General features: G+C 60.6%; 18 protein-coding genes. 13 read left to right on the top strand and 5 right to left on the bottom strand.

What is annotated here, in order from left to right; all coding sequences use genetic code 11:
• Positions 1–121: 121 nt before the first annotated feature.
• On the top strand, positions 122–1540 hold the full coding sequence (locus DCO47_RS18240; RefSeq protein ID WP_116658623.1) for a short-chain fatty acid transporter: 1419 nt from the start codon (positions 122–124) through the stop codon (positions 1538–1540).
• A gap of 36 nt (positions 1541–1576) precedes the next feature.
• Here the strand turns inward: DCO47_RS18240 and DCO47_RS18235 are convergent, their stop codons facing one another.
• Positions 1577–1921 carry a DUF86 domain-containing protein gene (locus DCO47_RS18235; protein WP_042609687.1) on the bottom strand — a complete coding sequence of 115 codons (345 nt, stop codon included), beginning with the start codon at positions 1919–1921 and terminating at the stop codon, positions 1577–1579.
• Positions 1918–2208, bottom strand: a complete 291-nt coding sequence (locus DCO47_RS18230) for a nucleotidyltransferase family protein (RefSeq protein ID WP_042609686.1) — start codon at positions 2206–2208, stop codon at positions 1918–1920. Before DCO47_RS18230 ends, DCO47_RS18235 begins: the two co-directional genes overlap by 4 nt.
• A 216-nt stretch (positions 2209–2424) precedes the next feature.
• Here DCO47_RS18230 and DCO47_RS18225 point away from each other — a divergent pair, with 216 nt between their 5' ends.
• Both DCO47_RS18225 and DCO47_RS18220 read left to right on the top strand, forming a co-directional pair.
• Positions 2425–3597, top strand: coding sequence for a hypothetical protein (locus DCO47_RS18225; RefSeq protein WP_116658622.1), 1173 nt, complete (start codon positions 2425–2427; stop codon positions 3595–3597).
• Positions 3598–3772: 175 nt separating this feature from the next.
• On the top strand, positions 3773–4297 hold the full coding sequence (locus DCO47_RS18220; RefSeq protein ID WP_064362106.1) for a lysine methyltransferase: 525 nt from the start codon (positions 3773–3775) through the stop codon (positions 4295–4297).
• Positions 4298–4306: 9 nt separating this feature from the next.
• Here DCO47_RS18220 and can read toward each other — a convergent pair whose 3' ends face one another.
• On the bottom strand, positions 4307–4951 hold the full coding sequence (can, locus tag DCO47_RS18215) for a carbonate dehydratase (protein ID WP_039761245.1): 645 nt from the start codon (positions 4949–4951) through the stop codon (positions 4307–4309).
• A 140-nt stretch (positions 4952–5091) separates the two neighbouring features.
• On the opposite strand from can, the gene DCO47_RS18210 reads away from it, so the two are divergent.
• The gene (locus DCO47_RS18210; protein WP_116658621.1) at positions 5092–5496 is read left to right on the top strand and encodes a serine kinase/phosphatase; all 405 of its coding nucleotides are present in this window, start codon (positions 5092–5094) and stop codon (positions 5494–5496) included.
• A 99-nt stretch (positions 5497–5595) separates the two neighbouring features.
• Here the strand turns inward: DCO47_RS18210 and rimI are convergent, their stop codons facing one another.
• Positions 5596–6048, bottom strand: a complete 453-nt coding sequence (gene rimI / locus DCO47_RS18205) for a ribosomal protein S18-alanine N-acetyltransferase (RefSeq protein WP_116658620.1) — start codon at positions 6046–6048, stop codon at positions 5596–5598.
• Entirely contained in the window at positions 6041–6787 is a 747-nt protein-coding gene (locus DCO47_RS18200; protein ID WP_116658624.1) for an energy transducer TonB, read from the bottom strand. Before DCO47_RS18200 ends, rimI begins: the two co-directional genes overlap by 8 nt.
• A 242-nt stretch (positions 6788–7029) precedes the next feature.
• On the opposite strand from DCO47_RS18200, the gene mksB reads away from it, so the two are divergent.
• The 9 genes from mksB (at position 7030) to DCO47_RS18155 (ending at position 18124) form a co-directional block, all read left to right on the top strand.
• Positions 7030–8310, top strand: a complete 1281-nt coding sequence (mksB, locus tag DCO47_RS18195; RefSeq protein WP_165839213.1) for an Mks condensin complex protein MksB — start codon at positions 7030–7032, stop codon at positions 8308–8310.
• Positions 8300–9001: an Mks condensin complex protein MksE gene (gene mksE / locus DCO47_RS18190; RefSeq protein ID WP_016773189.1), complete on the top strand. Its 702-nt coding sequence runs from the start codon at positions 8300–8302 to the stop codon at positions 8999–9001. The genes mksB and mksE overlap by 11 nt, the downstream gene beginning before the upstream one ends.
• The gene (mksF, locus tag DCO47_RS18185; RefSeq protein WP_039761238.1) at positions 8998–11838 is read left to right on the top strand and encodes an Mks condensin complex protein MksF; all 2841 of its coding nucleotides are present in this window, start codon (positions 8998–9000) and stop codon (positions 11836–11838) included. The genes mksE and mksF overlap by 4 nt, the downstream gene beginning before the upstream one ends.
• A 333-nt stretch (positions 11839–12171) precedes the next feature.
• The gene (locus tag DCO47_RS18180) at positions 12172–13266 is read left to right on the top strand and encodes an ABC transporter ATP-binding protein (RefSeq protein ID WP_016775291.1); all 1095 of its coding nucleotides are present in this window, start codon (positions 12172–12174) and stop codon (positions 13264–13266) included.
• On the top strand, positions 13266–14378 hold the full coding sequence (locus DCO47_RS18175; RefSeq protein ID WP_016775290.1) for an ABC transporter ATP-binding protein: 1113 nt from the start codon (positions 13266–13268) through the stop codon (positions 14376–14378). Before DCO47_RS18180 ends, DCO47_RS18175 begins: the two co-directional genes overlap by 1 nt.
• On the top strand, positions 14375–15241 hold the full coding sequence (locus DCO47_RS18170; RefSeq protein WP_007961995.1) for a carbohydrate ABC transporter permease: 867 nt from the start codon (positions 14375–14377) through the stop codon (positions 15239–15241). Before DCO47_RS18175 ends, DCO47_RS18170 begins: the two co-directional genes overlap by 4 nt.
• 9 nt (positions 15242–15250) lie before the next feature.
• Positions 15251–16051 carry a carbohydrate ABC transporter permease gene (locus DCO47_RS18165; protein ID WP_024013421.1) on the top strand — a complete coding sequence of 267 codons (801 nt, stop codon included), beginning with the start codon at positions 15251–15253 and terminating at the stop codon, positions 16049–16051.
• A gap of 10 nt (positions 16052–16061) precedes the next feature.
• Positions 16062–16334, top strand: coding sequence for a DUF2160 domain-containing protein (locus DCO47_RS18160; RefSeq protein WP_038861868.1), 273 nt, complete (start codon positions 16062–16064; stop codon positions 16332–16334).
• Between the two features lie 47 nt (positions 16335–16381).
• Complete coding sequence (locus tag DCO47_RS18155; RefSeq protein WP_042609208.1) at positions 16382–18124, top strand: ABC transporter substrate-binding protein; 1743 nt, start codon at positions 16382–16384, stop codon at positions 18122–18124.
• The last annotated feature ends 234 nt before the right edge of the window (positions 18125–18358 follow it).

Genomic DNA, 18358 nt, shown 5'->3' with positions numbered 1-18358 from the left:
CCGGTTCAGTCACCCGATGTGTTGAATGTGACGACGCTATCGCGAGCAGGCTCACTCCTACACAGGGATCTGTGTTTCGCCCGCAAGATCAAAATAACCATAAAAATCCGAGGTACATCCCGTGGCCGTTGATATCGAAGATAGCCGCTCCGCGCGCTTTGCCCTGCGCTGTTCCAGTTTTGCCGAACGCTGGTTTCCCGATTCCTGGGTATTCGCCGCGTTGGCCGTCATCATCGTTGCGCTGGCCACTCTGGCCATGGGCGCCAAACCCACGACTGCGGCGATGGCCTTCGGTGACGGTTTCTGGAGCCTGATCCCGTTCACCATGCAGATGGCGTTTGTGGTGATCGGCGGCTATGTCGTCGCCAGTTCACCCCCTGCGGTCAGACTGATCGACAAACTGGCCCGCATCCCGAAGAACGGCCGTTCCGCCGTGGCTTGGGTGGCATTGATCTCGATGGTTGCCTCCTTGCTCAACTGGGGTCTGTCGCTGGTGTTCGGCGGATTGCTGGTGCGCGCCCTCGCCCGTCGCACCGATCTGAAGATGGATTACCGCGCCGCTGGTGCCGCTGCGTATCTAGGTCTGGGCGCAGTGTGGGCGCTGGGCTTGTCATCCTCGGCCGCCCAGTTGCAGGCCAACCCCGGCAGCCTGCCGCCGTCGATCCTGTCGATCACCGGCGTGATCCCGTTTACCGAAACCATTTTCCTCTGGCAGTCCGGCGTCATGCTGCTGGCGCTGATCGTGATCTCGATCATCATCGCCTACGCCACCGCGCCCGGGCCGAACTCGGCACGCGACGCCGAGGCCTGTGGCATCGATCCGGCCTTCAACCTGCCACCGCTGCAACCGCGCACTCGCCCCGGCGAATGGCTGGAACACAGCCCGTTGCTGATCATCGTGCTGGTGCTGCTGGCCGCGGGTTGGCTGTTCCACGAGTTCTCGACCAAACCGGCGATTACCGCGATTTCCGGCCTGAACACTTACAACTTTCTGTTCATCATGCTCGGCGCGCTGTTGCACTGGCGCCCGCGCAGCTTCCTCGATGCGGTGGCCCGTGCGGTGCCGACCACCACTGGCGTGTTGATCCAGTTCCCGCTGTACGGCTCGATCGCCGCGCTGATGACCACGGTCAAAGGCGCCGATGCGCAAACCCTCGCGCACCACATTTCGACCTTCTTCGTCAGCATCGCCTCCCACGACACCTATGCGCTGCTGATGGGGGTGTATTCGGCGATTCTCGGGTTCTTCATCCCGTCCGGCGGCGGCAAGTGGATCATCGAAGCCCCCTACGTGATGCAAGTCGCCAACGACCTGCAATACCACCTCGGCTGGGCGGTGCAGATCTACAACGCGGCGGAAGCGTTGCCGAACCTGATCAACCCGTTTTACATGCTGCCACTGCTGGGCGTGCTCGGGTTGAAAGCGCGGGACCTGATCGGCTTCTCGTTCGTGCAACTGCTGGTGCACACGCCGCTGGTGCTGCTGTTGCTGTGGGCGCTGGGGACGACATTGGCGTATACGCCTCCGGTGATGCCGTAGGTAAACTTTAATACGCCTGTCTGCGGACAGGCGTATTCAACCTTGAGCGGTCGGAAGGGACTTCAACAGTGCAGGCAACGCAACCTGAACGGTTTCCCAGACAACGTCCAGATTGATATCGAAATAACCGTGAGCAATTCGATTACGCATCCCACGCATGCTGCGCCACGGCACCTGCGCGTTTTCAACAGTGAGCTCAGGGTAACGATCCATGATCTTGGTCGCTGCCTCTCCAATGATGATCAGGCTCATGATCACCGCTTGTTGCGTTCTCTTATCTTCAGCGAATTCATCTTTGTTCAGGCCCTCGACGAAGATAAGCGCATCGCTCGCGGCCTGACGAATATGTTCAAGATAATCATCTCGCCGGTTCTCTTTCATACGGGTCGCGCCTGATCAAGCACCTGCTGACGAAATTTCACTGGCAGGTCGCCGGGGGTCAGCACCTCGACCGCAACACCCAGCAGGTCTTCAAGCTCAACCTGAAGTCCGCCCAGATCAAAAAGCGTCGTGCCGGGCAGCGGGTCAACCAGCAGATCGAGATCGCTACCGTCCAGATCCGTCCCCAGCAATGCTGAACCAAATACACGCGGGTTGGCCACACGAAAGCGCCCGATCACTTCGCGGACGGCGGACCTTTGCATGTCGAGAGCAGTAGAAGGCTTCATGACTCACCCTTGGAAAATTCAATGTCGCTGCAGTCTAGCAGTGCGGACGCACACCAGGCAGCGTGCTTGTTGGCACAGCCGTAACAATATGTGCGCTGCCCGGTAATACCGCATTCAGGCAAGGATCCACACTCAACCGCTTTTCTGTCAAACACCACTGATCCACTATGAAGCGCCCCCAAATCGCGGGGAACCCACGCTGAAAAGGATCTGAGCATGCTCAAACTAGCAGGACTTACCCTCACCGCGCTCGCGCTAAGCGCCGCCGCCCACGCCGATGTCGATGTGAAACTGGGCAGCACCGAACGCGTCACGCGGCTCTTCGCCTACCCCAACAATTGCAGCGTGATCTGCTTCCGTAACTGGACGCTGGAGCAGACCGTCGCTCACTACCTGAGCCAGAGCGTGCAGCGCGATGGCTACGCCGATGCCAAGGTGCTGGTGAAAACCGACAACGATCAGCTTTACGCCGAGATCAGCGGCGTGCCCGATGGCTACGACAAGCCACTGTCAGCGTTGCTCGACGCCGGGGATCTGGCCTTTACCGGCGCCAGCAAGCTGAATGCCGATGGCAAATGGGCCTATAGCTGGTATCTGTTCCTGCCGCTGGGCATGGCCCTGGAAAATCGTAAAAGCGTCGAGCTGCTGCACTTCCCGCCGGATTACTCGCTGACGCAGGCGCAGGATTACCTGCGCTCCAATACCACCGATCGCTGGGCAACCTTGCTGACCGATAACGGCATCCCCGCCGAGCAGACGCCGGCTTACCAGACCATCATCGACATCGCCCCGATCGCCGCGCCGTCCAATGCCGGCGGTGATCTGGAGGACGTCTACGACTACTTCAAGGATTACCAGACCACATTGGTCAAGCAGTTCAGCCAGACCGCCAGCGGCACGACGCTGCCAATGGTTGCGTTTGGTGCGCCGGTGCGTAACTGGATCAAGGAGCAATACGGCCCGACGGTGGGCGTGCTCGGGCTGGCGACCATCAGTCCGAGCGAAGGGGTGAAAGTGCCGGTGCTCGGTTCCAACCATCCGAGCTACATCTGGTACGCCGCCGATTCGAAGAGCTATACCGGCGACGATGCCCAGGCCAAGGCTGACGCGGCAGGCCTGAAAGTCATGGGCCAGGATTTGAGCGCCGCCTGCTGGCAGGCCGGCATGGGCAGCAAACCGGGCAGCGATGCGCAGGCCACGCTGAGCAGTTGCACGCAAACGTGGCAGGTGACGCAGAAGGTCAAAACCTGCGAGTTGTTCTATACCTCGATCCGCGATCTCAACGCCGAAGAAGCGGCTGCCAAGTGCGCCACGCCACCGGTCAAGACACAACTGCAGCAGTTGAAAGCGCCCCTGCCCGCGGCCGCTGTGCCCGCACCGGCTCTGTAATCCTGGCTGGAGCGACCCCGCGTCAGTCAATGCTGACGCGGGATAACGTCGATCACGCCTGTCAGGTTTGACAGTAGACCGGATGTGGCAATTGCGCGAAGCTTGGATCCAATCATGCATCGCCAGGCGAGGCATGGGCACAACCCGGAGGCACTCCCCACCAACAAGGATCGTTATGAACAATCAAGCCATGGGCCGGCACCCGCCCCGCGATACCGAAGGCATCTATCCCTTCGCCGGACTTCCCGTGCGGCTGGGCTTTCCATCCTGCGACGACTTTCAGATCATCCGCGACGAACAGGGCATGGCCACGGCGGTGGTCGCGCGCCGCGAGTTTCTGCGCATCAGCCGAATGTGCCGGGTTTCCGGGCAGTTACTGCCCTACCGCAGTCGACAGACCCGTCAGCTGCAATCCGGCATCCACGTTTACGACCCACGGTTCTGCGGAGTGCTGGAACACGCCTGCGACCCGAATGTATTTCTCGACATGAGTGAGTTGTGGCTGTGGGCCTTGAAAGATATCCACAGCGGCGAGCGCCTGAGCATTGATTACGCATCGACCGAAGACAAACTGCTGCGCCAGTTCGCCTGCGATTGCGGCTCGCCGCGCTGCCGTGGCTGGATCACCGGTTACGATGAACCACCCACGCCTGAAGGCCAGCGCTTTTTACAGCGCTGGCGTCATGCAGGCCGGGGCTGAACGCCGCGGTTACGGCGCGCCGACCGGACGCAAGCGGTATTGCGGCGGCAGTTGCTCGAAACCACTGATGGTGGTGTTCAGACTTTTCCAGCGGCCGTCCTTGATGCCGTAGATGCAGCCGTGGATCGACAGCGGCTGCCCGCGGTGCCAGGCGTTCTGGATGATGCTGGTGTGCGCGACATTGGCCACTTGCTGGATCACGTTGAGTTCGCACATCCGGTCAACCTGCTCTTCTTCGGTCGCCAGTTTGGCCAGTTCCTCACGTTTCTCGTAGTACAGATCGCGGATCGAACGCAGCCAGCCGTCGATCAGGCCGAACTGGCGGTCCTGCATCGATGCGCGCACGCCGCCGCAGCCATAGTGGCCGGTGACGAGGATGTGTTTGACCTTGAGCACGTCGACGGCGTACTGGATCACCGACAGGCAGTTGAGGTCAGTGTGAAGGACAACGTTGGCGACGTTGCGGTGCACGAACAGATCACCCGGGAGCATGCCGACGATTTCGTTGGCCGGTACCCGTGCGTCGGAACAGCCGATCCATAGATATTCAGGAGTCTGCTGACGCGCCAGTTTGGCGAAGAAATCCGGGTCTTCCTTGGTGATCGCGTCAGCCCAACGCTCGTTGTTATCAATCAGGTCTTGTAGATCGTGCATGGATAAGGCCTCAAGAAAGATGCGCAGGTTTGATAGACGACCACCCGTCGAAGTCACGCCGCCAGCGCAAAGTGTTTCCGTTGGAATTCTCGCGCGCCCGGTGAGTCCACTCAGTAAGGCCCACAGTATGAGGAATTGCCATGACTGATTCACGACGCCCTTATGATGCGGTGCAACCGGAACCCATCGATGATAACGAAGACCGCATGGGTTCGGTGCACGAGCTGGATTTCGACGATGAAGAGCCCAGCGCGAAGATCGGTGATGAGCTGCCGGAGCGTGAACGTGAACAGCTGATGCCGGCTGAGCGGGTGCGCGAGGCGGGCATGACTGGAGCTTCGGTGGATGATCACCAACCGACTGACGATGACCTGAGCCCGGAAACGCTGATTCGCGAGGATGGTGCGCGTGACGCCGATGAACTCGGCGAGGGCAATCCAGCGGATTGGGATTTGAGCGAAGTCGGTGAAAACGACATCGGCGGCGGTGACGGGCTTGATGAGGCGGAACTGGCGGATCTGGACCCGCTGGATGGCAAGCGGTGATCGTTGTTGCCTGATGGATTGCTATCGCGAGCAGGCTCACTCCTACAATTGGAACGCGCTCACCTGTAGGAGTGAGCCTGCTCGCGATGCCTTTAAGCCTCAGTCAACCAGGGTGCAGGCCATTACCACCGCATCCTCACGCCCACCCACCGCCGGATAATAATCGCGACGCCGGCCAATCTCGTTGAACCCATAACGCTCGTACAATTTGAAAGCGGCCGTATTACTGTCGCGCACTTCCAGAAAACATTCCCGAGCGTGAGCCTTGTAGGCAATCGACATCAGGTGCTCAAGCAGCGTCAACCCCAACCCACGCCCCTGATTTTCCGGTTTGACCGTGATATTGAGCAGATGCGCCTCATCAAGAATGATCTGCACCACGCCATGGCCGACTTGCTGCTGACCTTCGAACATCAGCCAGATCTGGTATTTGCCCAGGCCATCGAGAAAGATCCCCCGGGTCCACGGATGGCTGTACGCGGCGTATTCGATCTTCAGCACAGCGTCCAGGTCCGCCTCGGTCATCGGGCGAAAGGTTACAGCCTCACTCATCGGATTGTTTCCAGCGCGCCATCAGCCGACGCATGGCTTGCCACACAGCAGCCTTGCGCTGTGGCTCTTCCATTAACAGTTCCAGACCGGGAATTGCCCAGGCCAGGCCCAGGCCTTCGATCTGCAGCTCACTATTGAACGCTTCGGCGTCCGCCTCCCCGGCAAACTTCACCGCCGGCAAACCGATCAGCCATAAACAGGCGCAGGGTGCTGCTTCCATCTGTACCGAGAGGAAACCCTGCACGAAGTCGCGCGCCGCTTCCGGGCCCTGATCCAGCGTGCCGCGATTGAGCCACGGCCAGCGCACCGGCTCGCCGACGATCTGCGGCGCATCCGGCAGACCGGCGGCGCGCAGCATGTCCTTGAGCAGCAGGTAGGCTGGATCGCGACTTTGAAACGCTTCGCCTGTGGGTAACTCGACCAGCAGCAGGCACCGTCCGGCACGCAGCAGTTGCAGGGCGAAACGCGGCGGAGGCACGGGCGCAGGCTTGACCACCACCGGCGTCTCGTCGACTTCTTCCACCGGTTTGGCGCCGTTGCGGGTGCTCGCCAGCGACGGACGCGGCACTTCGATTTTCGGCCGCTCGGCCGGGCGCGCGGCAGGCTGCGCCGGTGCTTCGGCCTGAGGCACCGGCGCAACCGGCACCTCGACCTCAGGCTCGGGCATCTCCAGCAGCTCGGGCCGCGACGGTGCGGCGAAAGGCAGTTCGGTGCGCGGCAACCAGTTGACCACCTGCATGGCGTTCAGATAGGCGCGGCGGCGGGACTCGATAAGCAAAGGTCGGCCACTTGTGGATAACGAAAAGTGCGCTGATTCTACCGCCCTTCGCACAAGATCGCTTGCTGTTGATCGACGGCCTGCGATGCGCTGGGCCGCTACGTGTTGGCCAAAGAATGCGACAGCCCGTCCCGAGAGTGAATCGCCACGCCTGCGATGCAGTACAATCGCCGCTTTTAATCGCCAACCAGCCGGCCATTCCGATGATCGAACCCAAGCGCGTCTTGCGCGCCCTCGCTGAACACTGGGCACTTCTGGAGCCACTGTGCGAGCACTTCGACCAAGGCACCCTGAGCCTCAACGAACTGCGCACGCAACTGGCCGCCCAACAACTCGACAGCACGCCGCAGGACATCACCAGCCTGCTCGACGTGTGGATTCGCCTCGATATTCTCGTTCCGGTGGCGAAAAGCCCGAACCGTTTCGAGCTCAACGCGCAGATCCACGACTTCCTCGCCTACCTCCGCCGGGAACACCGCCTCGGCCTGTGCCTGGAAATCGAAGCCTACCTGCGGCATCTCGAGCGCCTGGCCGGTTACATCCAGGATGCGTTCGACGTTCGTGACGGCAACGACCTGGCCCGCCAGTTGCGCTTGCTCGACATGCGCGTGCGCGACGTACTGAAGAAACTCGACAACGACGAGCAGGCGCTGGTGGCCGTGGCCGAACGCGCGAAGACCAGCGACCGGCAGATTCCGCTGCGCCAGCGTTACGCCGAAGTACTGGCGACGTGGGACGAATACGTCGAGCCGATGATCGATCTGGTCAACGCCGACGGCGCCTTCGAACAAGGCGTGCGCAAGGTCGAAACCGTGCTGCTGAAGATGCTCAGCGAACAGCAGCGCCTCGGCCATCTGGTCGATGACGACATGCTCCTGCGCACCCACGCACGCATCCTCGAAATGCAGACCAGCGCGCAATTGACCCTGCGTCATGCCCGCGAACTGCTGCTGCCGTTGCGTGAAGAAGCGCGTCGGCATAACGCCGTGACCCGCGGCGCTGCACTGGCGCTGGCGGCAATTCGGCGTAAAGGCATCGACGCCGTGCCGCAAGCGGCGATGCCACTGTTCACCCGGCCGCAAAGCACCTTCCTTGGCAGCGCCAGTCAGGTCGAAGCCTATGTTTACGCCCTGGCGCGCTTCGAGCCGAAACCGGCGCGCTTCCCCAAGGCGCACAAAACCCAGAAGGCTGGCGACGCTCCACGTGCACCACGCACCGTGCGCGAGATGGTCGATCGTTGCGAAGAGTCCTTGCCGATGCCGGACCTGATGACCTGGCTGCTGGAGCAGGAACCGGACGGCGCCACCGACGAATTGCTTTACTGGTTCTCGCGCCTGTCGCGGGAAAAACGCTTCAAGCGCGAGCGTCTGGAACGTCGCGAATACCACACTCACGAGCACCAGGTCAGCCTGCGCTCCTTCGCCCTGCTCTCGGCCAGCGATACCGCCGCCGAGGATTCTGGGAGCATCCCCCATGCATCTTGATCTATCCGAACTGTCGCAACTGGCGCCGATCTTCCGCGAGTTGTTCAAGGGTTACCACGTCAGCCGCCGCGATCCCGAGCTGTACGCACAGCTGTCGAATTTCCAGGACCAGTACCGCACGCTGTTCAAGGCGCTGGGCTTTGAACTGGTCTGCGACACCCGTGGTTTCTACTACTTCGTGCCGGACATGGCCGCCGCGGCAGTGAACAAGACCGCCCAGCGTCTGGCGCTGTTCACCTTCATCCTCGTCGAGCACCTGGCCGATCAGGGCCGCGACCCGATCGCCGTGCTCGATGGCGGCAGCCTCGGCCGCGAAGAGTTGCCGTCGTTGCTGGATAAATACCGCGACCTGTTCATTCAGGCCGAAGTGCAGACCGTCGAAGAACTCGAAGAAAAAATCATGCGCCGCATGACCCAGCTCGGTTTCGCCGGCGAAGAAAACGGTGTCTACCGCTTCCTGCCGCCGATGCACCGCTTCCTCGACGTGTGCCTGTCGGTGCAGCAGGACCGCGACTTGGCGGCCAGCGTGCACAGCGTTCTGCCGCTGCCGGCGCCGGTGCTGATCGACGAAGAAGCCGAAGCCAAATTCCTCGAAACCGACGATCCACTCGATCTTTCAGAGTTTGAAGAAGAAAGCGAAGAAGATGCACTGGCCCGCGCCATTGCCGAAGAACAGGAGTCCGACGCATGAGCCAGGAACGCTACGGCATCCGCCGCTTTGCCCTTTTGAACACCGCCGGTTACAGCCTCGGCCTGTTCCCGCTGGAAGAACCGCTGTCGGTCTACGGCGCGAACAACCTCGGTAAGTCGGCGTCGATCAACGCTTTGCAGTTCCCGATTCTGGCGCGTATGTCGGACATGAGTTTCGGCAAGTACAGCCTGGAACAATCGCGGCGCTTCTACTTCGCTTCCGATACCAGTTACATCCTCGTCGAAGTCAACCTGCCCCACGGCCCGCACGTGATCGGTGTGGTCGGTCGCGGCCCTGGCGGTGGTTTCGGTCACCAGTTCTTCGCCTACGCCGGCAAGCTCGACCTGGCCCACTACCAGAAAAACGACACCTGTCTGCGCCAGAAAGAACTGTTCAGCAATCTCGAAAAAGAAGGCCTGAAAGCTTACGAACTCAAGCCCGACGAGTTGCGTCGCTTGCTGGTGGGCGGTCACACATCGATCCCGCTCGACCTGACGCTGATCCCGCTGCGCTCCACCAGCGAGCAGAGCCTTAAGACCTTCCGCGCGTTGTTCATCAACCTGCTGCACATGCGCGAAATCACCGCGGCCAAGCTCAAGCAACTGTTCCTCGATGCCTTCGAGCACAGCCTGCGTTCGGGCAGCGTCGACTACATCGCCGCGTGCGAAGAAGCCTTCCGCGACGTGCGGCGCATGGAGCAGGATTACAACTCGCTGGTGGCTGCCGGCCCATTGGTCGAAGCCTTGGCCAACGGCGTGAAACAGCGTGACGTGCTGCGCGGCAAACTGCATCGCCTGTCGCCGCTGCTCGATTCCTTGCTCGGCACCTGGTCGGACTACGCCACTGCGCGCAAGGAAGAGCTGACGATTCAGGCCGAGCACTACCGTCGCGAACAGGACGATCTGCAAAACGATCAGCGCGGCGGCACCCAAGAACTGATGCGTCTGGAACGGGAAATTTCCGGGATCCAGCGCTGGCTCGGCGAGTTGTCGGTGCTTAAGAACCGCTTCGCCCTCGTCGATGACGTCAAGGTGCTTGAGCAACAATTGCTCGCCGCCAAGGATGCCCACGACGAATTGGCGGGGGCCTTGGCACAGTCGCGTCAGTTCAGTGCCGAAGATCTGGAAGAGCGTTTGCGCGATCTGGAAAAACGCCTGAAGTCGGTGAAGCAGCAACTCGATCACGCCGACAACAACAGCTACGCCCGCCTGCGCGAGGAGTTCTCGCAACAGGACGTCGAGCGCCTGATGCGTCTGTTCAACAGCGCGCTGTTCAGCCTGCCGCTGGGCGAACACGGCATCACCCTCGACGAGAACGGCGAGTGGGTCAAATCGGTCGAGCTGATTCTCGATGGCTTCAAAGGCGAGCGCTTCGAAGTGCCGGGCCTCTCCATCGACATCTCGCACATCGAGCCGCCGGCCTTGCAGGCTTTGGCCGACCGCGCCGCGTTGCGCGATCAGAAAGAGCGTCTGGAAAAAGAGCTCAAGCAACTGAAAACCCAGCAAGCCGTGGCCGCCGACCGCGCCGCCAGCAAGACCCAGACCGAAGCGCTGTACCAGCAAGTACTGGACGCACAGAAGGCGCTGGAAGATTTCCGTCGCACCCAGACGCTGAGCGCCGAAGAAGGCGACAAGCTCGAGCAACTGGCGCAGATGGAAGCCGCGCAGGACGAACTCAAGCGCTCCAGCGATGCCTTCACCGAGCGCGTCCAGCAACTGTCGGCCAAGCTGCAATTGGTCGGCCGGCAGATCGCCGATATGGAAGCCAAGCAACGCACCCTCGACGATGCCTTGCGCCGTCGTCAGTTGCTGCCAGCGGATCTGCCATTCGGTACACCGTTCATGGATCCGGTCGATGACTCGATGGACAACCTGCTGCCACTGCTCAACGACTATCAGGACAGCTGGCAGGGCCTGCTGCGTGCCGATGGCCAGATCGAAGCGCTGTACGCGCAGGTGCGCCTCAAAGGTGTGGCCAAGTTCGACAGCGAAGACGACATGGAGCGCCGTCTGTCACTGCTGATCAACGCATACGCGCACCGCACCGATGAAGCCCTGACCTTGGGCAAGGCGCGCCGCGCAGCGGTCACCGACATCGCCCGCACCCTGCGCAACATCCGCAGCGACTACGACAGCCTCGAGCACCAACTGGCGCTGTTCAACCGCGAGATCAACAAGCGTCAGGTCTCCAACCTGCAAAGCTTCCGTATTGTCCTCGCGCCGAACAAGGAAGCGCTCAAGCACATCGACCAGATCATCCACAGCGCAGGCCAATACGAGGAAGGCGAAACCCTGTCGGTGTTCGACCTGAGCCAGAGTGCCGAACAGGACAACAAGAACGAAGAGGCCAAGGAATACCTGGCGCGGCTGGTGGCGGCGAACCACAACCAGCTCGGTCTCAAGGACCTGTTCGAACTGGCCTTCGAGATCACCAAGGTCAATGGCCAACCGGTCATCCACACCGACATCGACGGCGCCGCCTCCAACGGCACGACCATGACCATCAAGGCGCTGACCAACATGTATCTGTTGCTGCACTTGATGGATCGCGATCTGGCCGGCCGCGTGCGTCTGCCGTACTACCTCGACGAGGCGGCGGACATCGACGAGAAGAACCAGGCAGCGTTGCTGGAAACCAGCCTGCAACTGGGCTTCGTGCCGATCCTCGCGAGCGTGAAGCCGCAGGTCTGCGCCAGTGTCGCGATCGACCTGGAAGGCGGCAGCGGTCCGGCGGGGATCTACATTGATGAAGCGGACTGGAAGTACATCCGCCGCCATGATGTGGTGAAAGCCACGCTGAATGTGCAAGCGGATGAGCCGGAGCTGGATGCGGTTTGATCGGCTTTAGCTGAAGGCAATAAAAAGGGCCGCGATCTGATGGGATCGCGGCCCTTTTTTATCGCTTGGATTTTGTGTTGATTTGACTGGCCCCTTCGCGAGCAGGCTCGCTCCTACAATTGACCGGCAGCGATCATCGAATGCGGGTGCATAGAGTGTTGTTCACTATTGTTCATTGTCAATCACCCCGACTGTTCAAAAGTGTTCAGCTGTGAACGCCATTTCCTCGGGTAATCAGCGATTTTCACGGCAAATCAGACACTTGCCATTTCTGGCACGAATGTCGCTCTGGTGCTCCGGTCGCTTGACTCCAAAAATAACAAAGGCCGAGCCATGTCACTCACCCTGGAGCACGTCAGCCGCACCGTCGAGGGCCAGATCTGGATCGACGATGCGTGCCTGAAATTCGAACCCGGATCCTTCAACGTTCTGCTCGGGCGCACCCTGTCCGGCAAGACCAGTCTCATGCGCCTGATGGCCGGCCTCGACAAGCCCGACAGCGGCCGCGTGTTGATGAACGGCGTCGACGTCACCCAGCGTCCGGTGCGTTTGCGCAACGTGTCGATGGTCTATCAGCAGTTCATCAATTACCCGACCATGACGGTGTTCGAGAACATCGCCTCGCCACTGCGTCAGGCCGGCATTTCCAAAGAAATCATCCACAGCAAGGTGCAGGAAACCGCACGCATGCTGCGCATCGAGAAGTTCCTGCAGCGCTACCCGCTGGAACTCTCCGGCGGACAGCAACAGCGCACGGCCATGGCCCGCGCACTGGTCAAGGATGCCGAACTGATCCTCTTCGACGAGCCGCTGGTCAACCTCGACTACAAGCTGCGCGAAGAGCTGCGTCAGGAAATGCGCGAGCTGTTCAAGGCCCGCCACACCATCGCCATCTACGCCACTACTGAGCCCAACGAAGCACTGGCCCTCGGCGGCACCACCACCATCCTGCACGAAGGCCGGGTGATCCAGAGCGGGCCGTCGACCGAGGTCTATCACCAGCCGCAATCGGTACTCGCCGCTGAATTGTTCTCCGAGCCGCCGATCAACCTGATGCCGGGGCGCATTGCCGGCAACGAAGTCAGTTTTGCCAACTTCGTCCATTTCCCGTTGAACGTCGATCTGCGGCCGGTGGGCGAGGGCGAATTCCGTTTTGGCGTGCGCCCCAGCCATATCTCGCTGGTGCCGAGCAACGATGACGATCTCGAACTGGCGGTGACCGTCGAGGTCGCCGAGATCAGCGGTTCGGAAACCTTCCTGCACGTGCGCAACGAGCATTTCCTGCTGGTGCTGCACTTGCCGGGCGTTCATGAATACGACGTCGATGCGCCGATCCGCATCTATATCCCGACCCACAAACTGTTCGTTTTCGATGCGCAGGGCCGTCTGGTGCAGGCACCGGGCCGGCGTGTCGCGAGGGTTGCCTGATGGCCGAAATCCGTTTGCAGCACCTCGCTCACAGCTACAGCAAAACCCCCAGCGGCGCTGAGGATTATGCGATCCGCGAGATGGATCACGTCTGGGAGCAGGGCGGCGCTTATGCTTTGCTCGGCCCGTCCGGTTGCGGCAAGTCGACCTTGCTCAACATCATTTCCGGCCTTCTCAGCCCCTCCCAGGGCCATGTGTTGTTTGACGGCAAAGCGGTCAACGACCTGACCCCGGAGAAGCGCAACATCGCCCAGGTTTTCCAGTTTCCGGTGGTCTACGACACCATGACCGTGTTCGATAACCTTGCTTTCCCCCTGCGAAATCAGGGCATGGCCGAGGCGAAAGTGCACAGCAAGGTGCAGGAAATTGCCGAGGTGCTCGACCTGCAGAATCTGCTGAGCAAGAAAGCGCGCAACCTCACCGCCGACGAAAAGCAGAAAGTCTCCATGGGCCGTGGGCTGGTGCGCGACGACGTTTCGGCAATCCTCTTCGACGAGCCGCTGACGGTGATCGACCCGCACCTGAAGTGGAAACTGCGGCGCAAGCTCAAGCAGATCCACGAGCAGTTCAACATCACCATGGTCTACGTCACCCACGATCAACTGGAAGCCTCGACGTTCGCCGACAAGATCGCGGTGATGTACGGCGGCCAGATCGTCCAGTTCGGTACGCCACGGGAATTGTTCGAGCGGCCGAGCCACACCTTTGTCGGCTATTTCATCGGCAGCCCGGGGATGAATCTGATCGAGGTGCAGCCGCAGCCCGGTGGCGTCGGTTTCGCCTCGACGCACCTGCCGTTGTCCGACGCTTTGCAGCGCCATATCGAGCACGGCCAGTGGAAAAATCTCAAGGTCGGCATCCGTCCCGAGTTCATTCATGTGTGGGATGAGCCGTTTGACGACGCAATGCAGGCAAAAGTCGTACACGTCGAAGACCTCGGCACCTACAAGATCATGACCCTCAACCTCGACGGCGCACCGTTGAAGGTACGTCTGGCCGAAGACAAACCGGTGCCGCAGGGTACGGCGTACATCAGTTTCCCGGCGCAGTGGCTGATGGTCTATGCCGATGAATTTCTCCTGGAAGTCAGTGACGAGGAGGCGCAGCCATGAACAAGGTGCAGAACAATAAAGCCTGGTGGCTGGTGCTGCCGGTGTTCCTGCTGGTGGCGTTCAGTGCGGTGATCCCGATGATGACCGTGGTCAACTACTCCGTGCAGGACATCTTCGACCAGTCCAGCCGCTACTTCGTCGGCGCCGACTGGTACAAGCAAGTGCTGCTCGACCCGCGTCTGCATGATTCGCTGCTGCGCCAGTTCATCTATTCGGCCTGCGTATTGTTGATCGAGATCCCGCTGGGCATCGCCGTCGCCCTGACCATGCCGACCAAGGGCCGCTGGTCCTCGGTGGTGCTGATCATTCTGGCGATTCCGCTACTGATTCCGTGGAACGTGGTCGGCACCATCTGGCAGATCTTCGGCCGCGCCGACATTGGCCTGCTCGGTTCCAGCCTCAATGCGCTGGGCATCAGCTACAACTACGCGGCCAACACCATGGACGCCTGGGTGACCGTGCTGGTGATGGACGTCTGGCACTGGACTTCGCTGGTCGCGCTGCTGTGTTTCTCCGGGTTGCGGGCGATTCCCGACGTGTATTACCAGGCCGCGCGCATTGATCGCGCCTCGGCCTGGGCGGTGTTCCGCCATATTCAGTTGCCCAAGCTGAAAAGCGTGCTGCTGATCGCGGTGATGCTGCGCTTCATGGACAGTTTCATGATCTACACCGAGCCGTTCGTGCTCACCGGCGGCGGGCCGGGTAATGCCACGACTTTCTTGAGTCAGACCTTGACGCAGATGGCCGTAGGGCAATTCGACCTCGGTCCGGCAGCGGCGTTTTCGCTGGTGTACTTCCTGATCATCCTGTTGGTGTCGTGGCTGTTCTATACCGCCATGACGCACTCCGACGCCAACCGCTGAGGCCCGGCCATGAGCAAGAAAAAGCTTATTCCGTTGCTGGTGTACATCCTGTTCCTGCTGGTGCCGATCTACTGGTTGCTGAACATGTCGTTCAAGAGCAACACCGAAATCCTCGGCGGCCTGACGCTTTTCCCACAGGATTTCACGCTAGCGAACTACAAGGTGATCTTCACCGATCCGAGCTGGTACACCGGCTATTTGAACTCGCTGTATTACGTCAGCCTCAACACCGTAATTTCGCTGAGTGTGGCGCTACCGGCGGCTTACGCGTTTTCACGCTATCGTTTCCTCGGCGACAAGCATCTGTTCTTCTGGCTGCTGACCAATCGCATGGCGCCGCCGGCGGTGTTCTTGCTGCCGTTTTTCCAGTTGTATTCGTCGATCGGCCTGTTCGACACGCACATCGCCGTGGCCTTGGCGCATTGCTTGTTCAACGTGCCGCTGGCGGTGTGGATTCTTGAAGGCTTCATGTCCGGGGTGCCCAAGGAGATCGACGAAACGGCCTACATCGATGGCTACAGTTTCCCCAAGTTCTTCGTGAAGATTTTCATCCCGTTGATCGGTTCCGGCATCGGTGTCACGGCGTTTTTCTGCTTCATGTTTTCCTGGGTCGAGCTGCTGCTGGCGCGCACGCTGACCTCGGTCAACGCCAAGCCGATTGCCGCGGTGATGACGCGCACGGTGTCGGCGTCGGGGATCGATTGGGGCGTGCTGGCAGCGGCGGGGGTGTTGACCATCCTCCCGGGCATGCTGGTGATCTGGTTTGTGCGCAACCACGTGGCCAAGGGCTTTGCCCTCGGCCGAGTCTGAGGAGCAGATGATGGAATGGATGAGCTGGACGACACCGACCGCCGCGTTCTTCATCGGCATCGGTCTGATTCTGGTGGGCATGACCACCTGGGAATTGCGCTCGCCGAGCATTCTGCGGCGGGGGTTTCTGCCGATTGCCACCACCCGTGGCGATCGCTTGTTTATCGGTCTTCTCGGCAGCGCCTACCTGCACTTGCTGGTAATCGGCGTCACCGACTGGAGCATCTGGGTGGCGTCCGCGTTGTCCCTGGTGTGGCTGTTGGCTGTGATGCGTTGGGGCTAGTCGAATCGTTCGGCAACGCGGCTCCACAACTTAAACAGGAGGTCTCTATGTTCGATAAAAACAATAAGCTGCGACATAGCATTTCATTGGCAGCCATGCTGGCACTCAGCGGTTTGAGCGCATCTGCCTGGGCCGACGCCTATGAAGATGCGGCGAAAAAATGGATCGGCAGCGAGTTCAAGCCCTCGACCCTGACGGCCGAACAGCAGCTTGAAGAATTGAAGTGGTTCATCAAGGCGGCCGAGCCGTTTCGCGGCATGGACATCAAGGTCGTTTCCGAGACCCTGACCACCCACGAATACGAGTCCAAGGTACTGGCCAAGGCCTTCAGCGAAATCACCGGGATCAAGCTCACCCACGACCTGCTGCAGGAAGGCGACGTGGTCGAGAAAATGCAGACGGTGATGCAGTCGGACAAGAATATCTATGACGGCTGGGTCAACGACTCCGACCTGATCGGTACGCACTTTCGCTACGGCAAGACCGAATCGATCACCGACCTGATGGCCAACGAGGGCAAGAACTTCACTTCGCCGACCCTCGATATCAAGGACTTCATCGGCATCTCGTTCACCACCGCGCCGGACGGCAAGATCTATCAATTGCCCGACCAGCAATTCGCCAACCTGTACTGGTTCCGTGCCGACTGGTTCGAGCGCGCCGACCTGAAAGCCAAGTTCAAGGAAAAGTACGGCTACGAATTGGGTGTGCCGGTGAACTGGTCGGCCTATGAAGACATCGCCAAATTCTTCAGCGAAGACGTCAAGGAAATCGACGGCAAACGCGTCTACGGCCACATGGATTACGGCAAGAAAGATCCGTCGCTGGGCTGGCGCTTCACCGATGCCTGGTTCTCCATGGCCGGTGGCGGCGACAAGGGCATCCCCAACGGCTTGCCGGTGGACGAGTGGGGCATCCGCGTCGAAGACTGCCACCCGGTCGGCTCCAGCGTGACCCGTGGCGGCGACACCAACGGCCCGGCGGCGGTGTTCGCCACCACCAAATACGTCGACTGGCTGAAGAAGTACGCGCCACCGGAAGCGGCCGGCATGACTTTCTCCGAGTCCGGTCCGGTGCCGTCGCAGGGCAACATCGCCCAGCAGATTTTCTGGTACACCGCGTTCACCGCCGACATGACCAAACCGGGCCTGCCGGTGGTCAACGCCGACGGCACGCCGAAATGGCGCATGGCACCATCGCCGCGCGGGCCGTATTGGGAAGAGGGCATGAAGCTCGGCTATCAGGACGTGGGCTCGTGGACATTCATGAAGTCCACGCCTGAGAAACAGAAACTGGCGGCCTGGCTGTACGCGCAGTTCGTCACCTCGAAAACCGTGTCGCTGAAGAAAACCATCGTCGGCCTGACGCCGATTCGCGAGTCGGACATCAATTCGCAAGCGATGACCGATCTGGCACCGAAACTCGGTGGTCTGGTCGAGTTCTACCGCAGCCCGGCCCGCGTGCAATGGACCCCGACCGGGACCAACGTGCCGGACTATCCGCGTCTGGCGCAACTGTGGTGGAGCCACATCGCCGAAGCCGCCAGCGGCGAGAAGACCCCGCAACAGGCGCTTGATGGTTTGGCCAAGGATCAGGACGCGATCATGACGCGCCTCGAACGCTCCAAGGCCCAGGCCACTTGCGCGCCGAAGATGAACCCGGAGCGCGACGCGCAATACTGGTTCGATCAACCGGGCGCACCGAAGCCGAAACTGGCCAACGAGAAGCCGAAGGGCGAAACCGTGAGCTATAGCGAACTGCTGAAATCGTGGGCGGATGCGCGTAAGTGATAGTGGAAGTGTGAAAGGCGAACGGCACCGGAAGGTGCCGTTTTTTTGCTGCCTGATCTGCCGCTTTCGCGAGCAGGCTCGCTCCCACACTGGATCGGTGCTACTCAAGACCACTGTAGGAGTGAGCCTGCTCGCGATAGCGGTGGGTCAGCCGACGCATTTTCGACTGACATGACGTCATTGCTCACTCCTTTGAAGGCAAATTCCTCAAACGGAGAGAGCGTTTAAGGTCAA

Source organism: Pseudomonas sp. NDM (assembly GCF_003105095.1).
Classification (GTDB): domain Bacteria; phylum Pseudomonadota; class Gammaproteobacteria; order Pseudomonadales; family Pseudomonadaceae; genus Aquipseudomonas; species Aquipseudomonas moraviensis_A.
This window is presented reverse-complemented; position numbering and strand designations above follow the sequence as displayed.

Coding starts and splice junctions, on each gene's coding strand:
- mksE (WP_016773189.1), top strand. CDS start 8,300: ATGCATCTTGATCTATCCGAACTGTCGCAACTGGCGCCGATCTTCCGC.
- DCO47_RS18170 (WP_007961995.1), top strand. CDS start 14,375: ATGAACAAGGTGCAGAACAATAAAGCCTGGTGGCTGGTGCTGCCGGTG.
- mksF (WP_039761238.1), top strand. CDS start 8,998: ATGAGCCAGGAACGCTACGGCATCCGCCGCTTTGCCCTTTTGAACACC.
- can (WP_039761245.1), bottom strand. CDS start 4,951: ATGCACGATCTACAAGACCTGATTGATAACAACGAGCGTTGGGCTGAC.
- DCO47_RS18160 (WP_038861868.1), top strand. CDS start 16,062: ATGGAATGGATGAGCTGGACGACACCGACCGCCGCGTTCTTCATCGGC.
- DCO47_RS18155 (WP_042609208.1), top strand. CDS start 16,382: ATGTTCGATAAAAACAATAAGCTGCGACATAGCATTTCATTGGCAGCC.
- mksB (WP_165839213.1), top strand. CDS start 7,030: ATGATCGAACCCAAGCGCGTCTTGCGCGCCCTCGCTGAACACTGGGCA.
- DCO47_RS18225 (WP_116658622.1), top strand. CDS start 2,425: ATGCTCAAACTAGCAGGACTTACCCTCACCGCGCTCGCGCTAAGCGCC.
- DCO47_RS18175 (WP_016775290.1), top strand. CDS start 13,266: ATGGCCGAAATCCGTTTGCAGCACCTCGCTCACAGCTACAGCAAAACC.
- DCO47_RS18200 (WP_116658624.1), bottom strand. CDS start 6,787: ATGCAGGTGGTCAACTGGTTGCCGCGCACCGAACTGCCTTTCGCCGCA.
- rimI (WP_116658620.1), bottom strand. CDS start 6,048: ATGAGTGAGGCTGTAACCTTTCGCCCGATGACCGAGGCGGACCTGGAC.
- DCO47_RS18180 (WP_016775291.1), top strand. CDS start 12,172: ATGTCACTCACCCTGGAGCACGTCAGCCGCACCGTCGAGGGCCAGATC.
- DCO47_RS18165 (WP_024013421.1), top strand. CDS start 15,251: ATGAGCAAGAAAAAGCTTATTCCGTTGCTGGTGTACATCCTGTTCCTG.
- DCO47_RS18230 (WP_042609686.1), bottom strand. CDS start 2,208: ATGAAGCCTTCTACTGCTCTCGACATGCAAAGGTCCGCCGTCCGCGAA.
- DCO47_RS18210 (WP_116658621.1), top strand. CDS start 5,092: ATGACTGATTCACGACGCCCTTATGATGCGGTGCAACCGGAACCCATC.
- DCO47_RS18220 (WP_064362106.1), top strand. CDS start 3,773: ATGAACAATCAAGCCATGGGCCGGCACCCGCCCCGCGATACCGAAGGC.
- DCO47_RS18235 (WP_042609687.1), bottom strand. CDS start 1,921: ATGAAAGAGAACCGGCGAGATGATTATCTTGAACATATTCGTCAGGCC.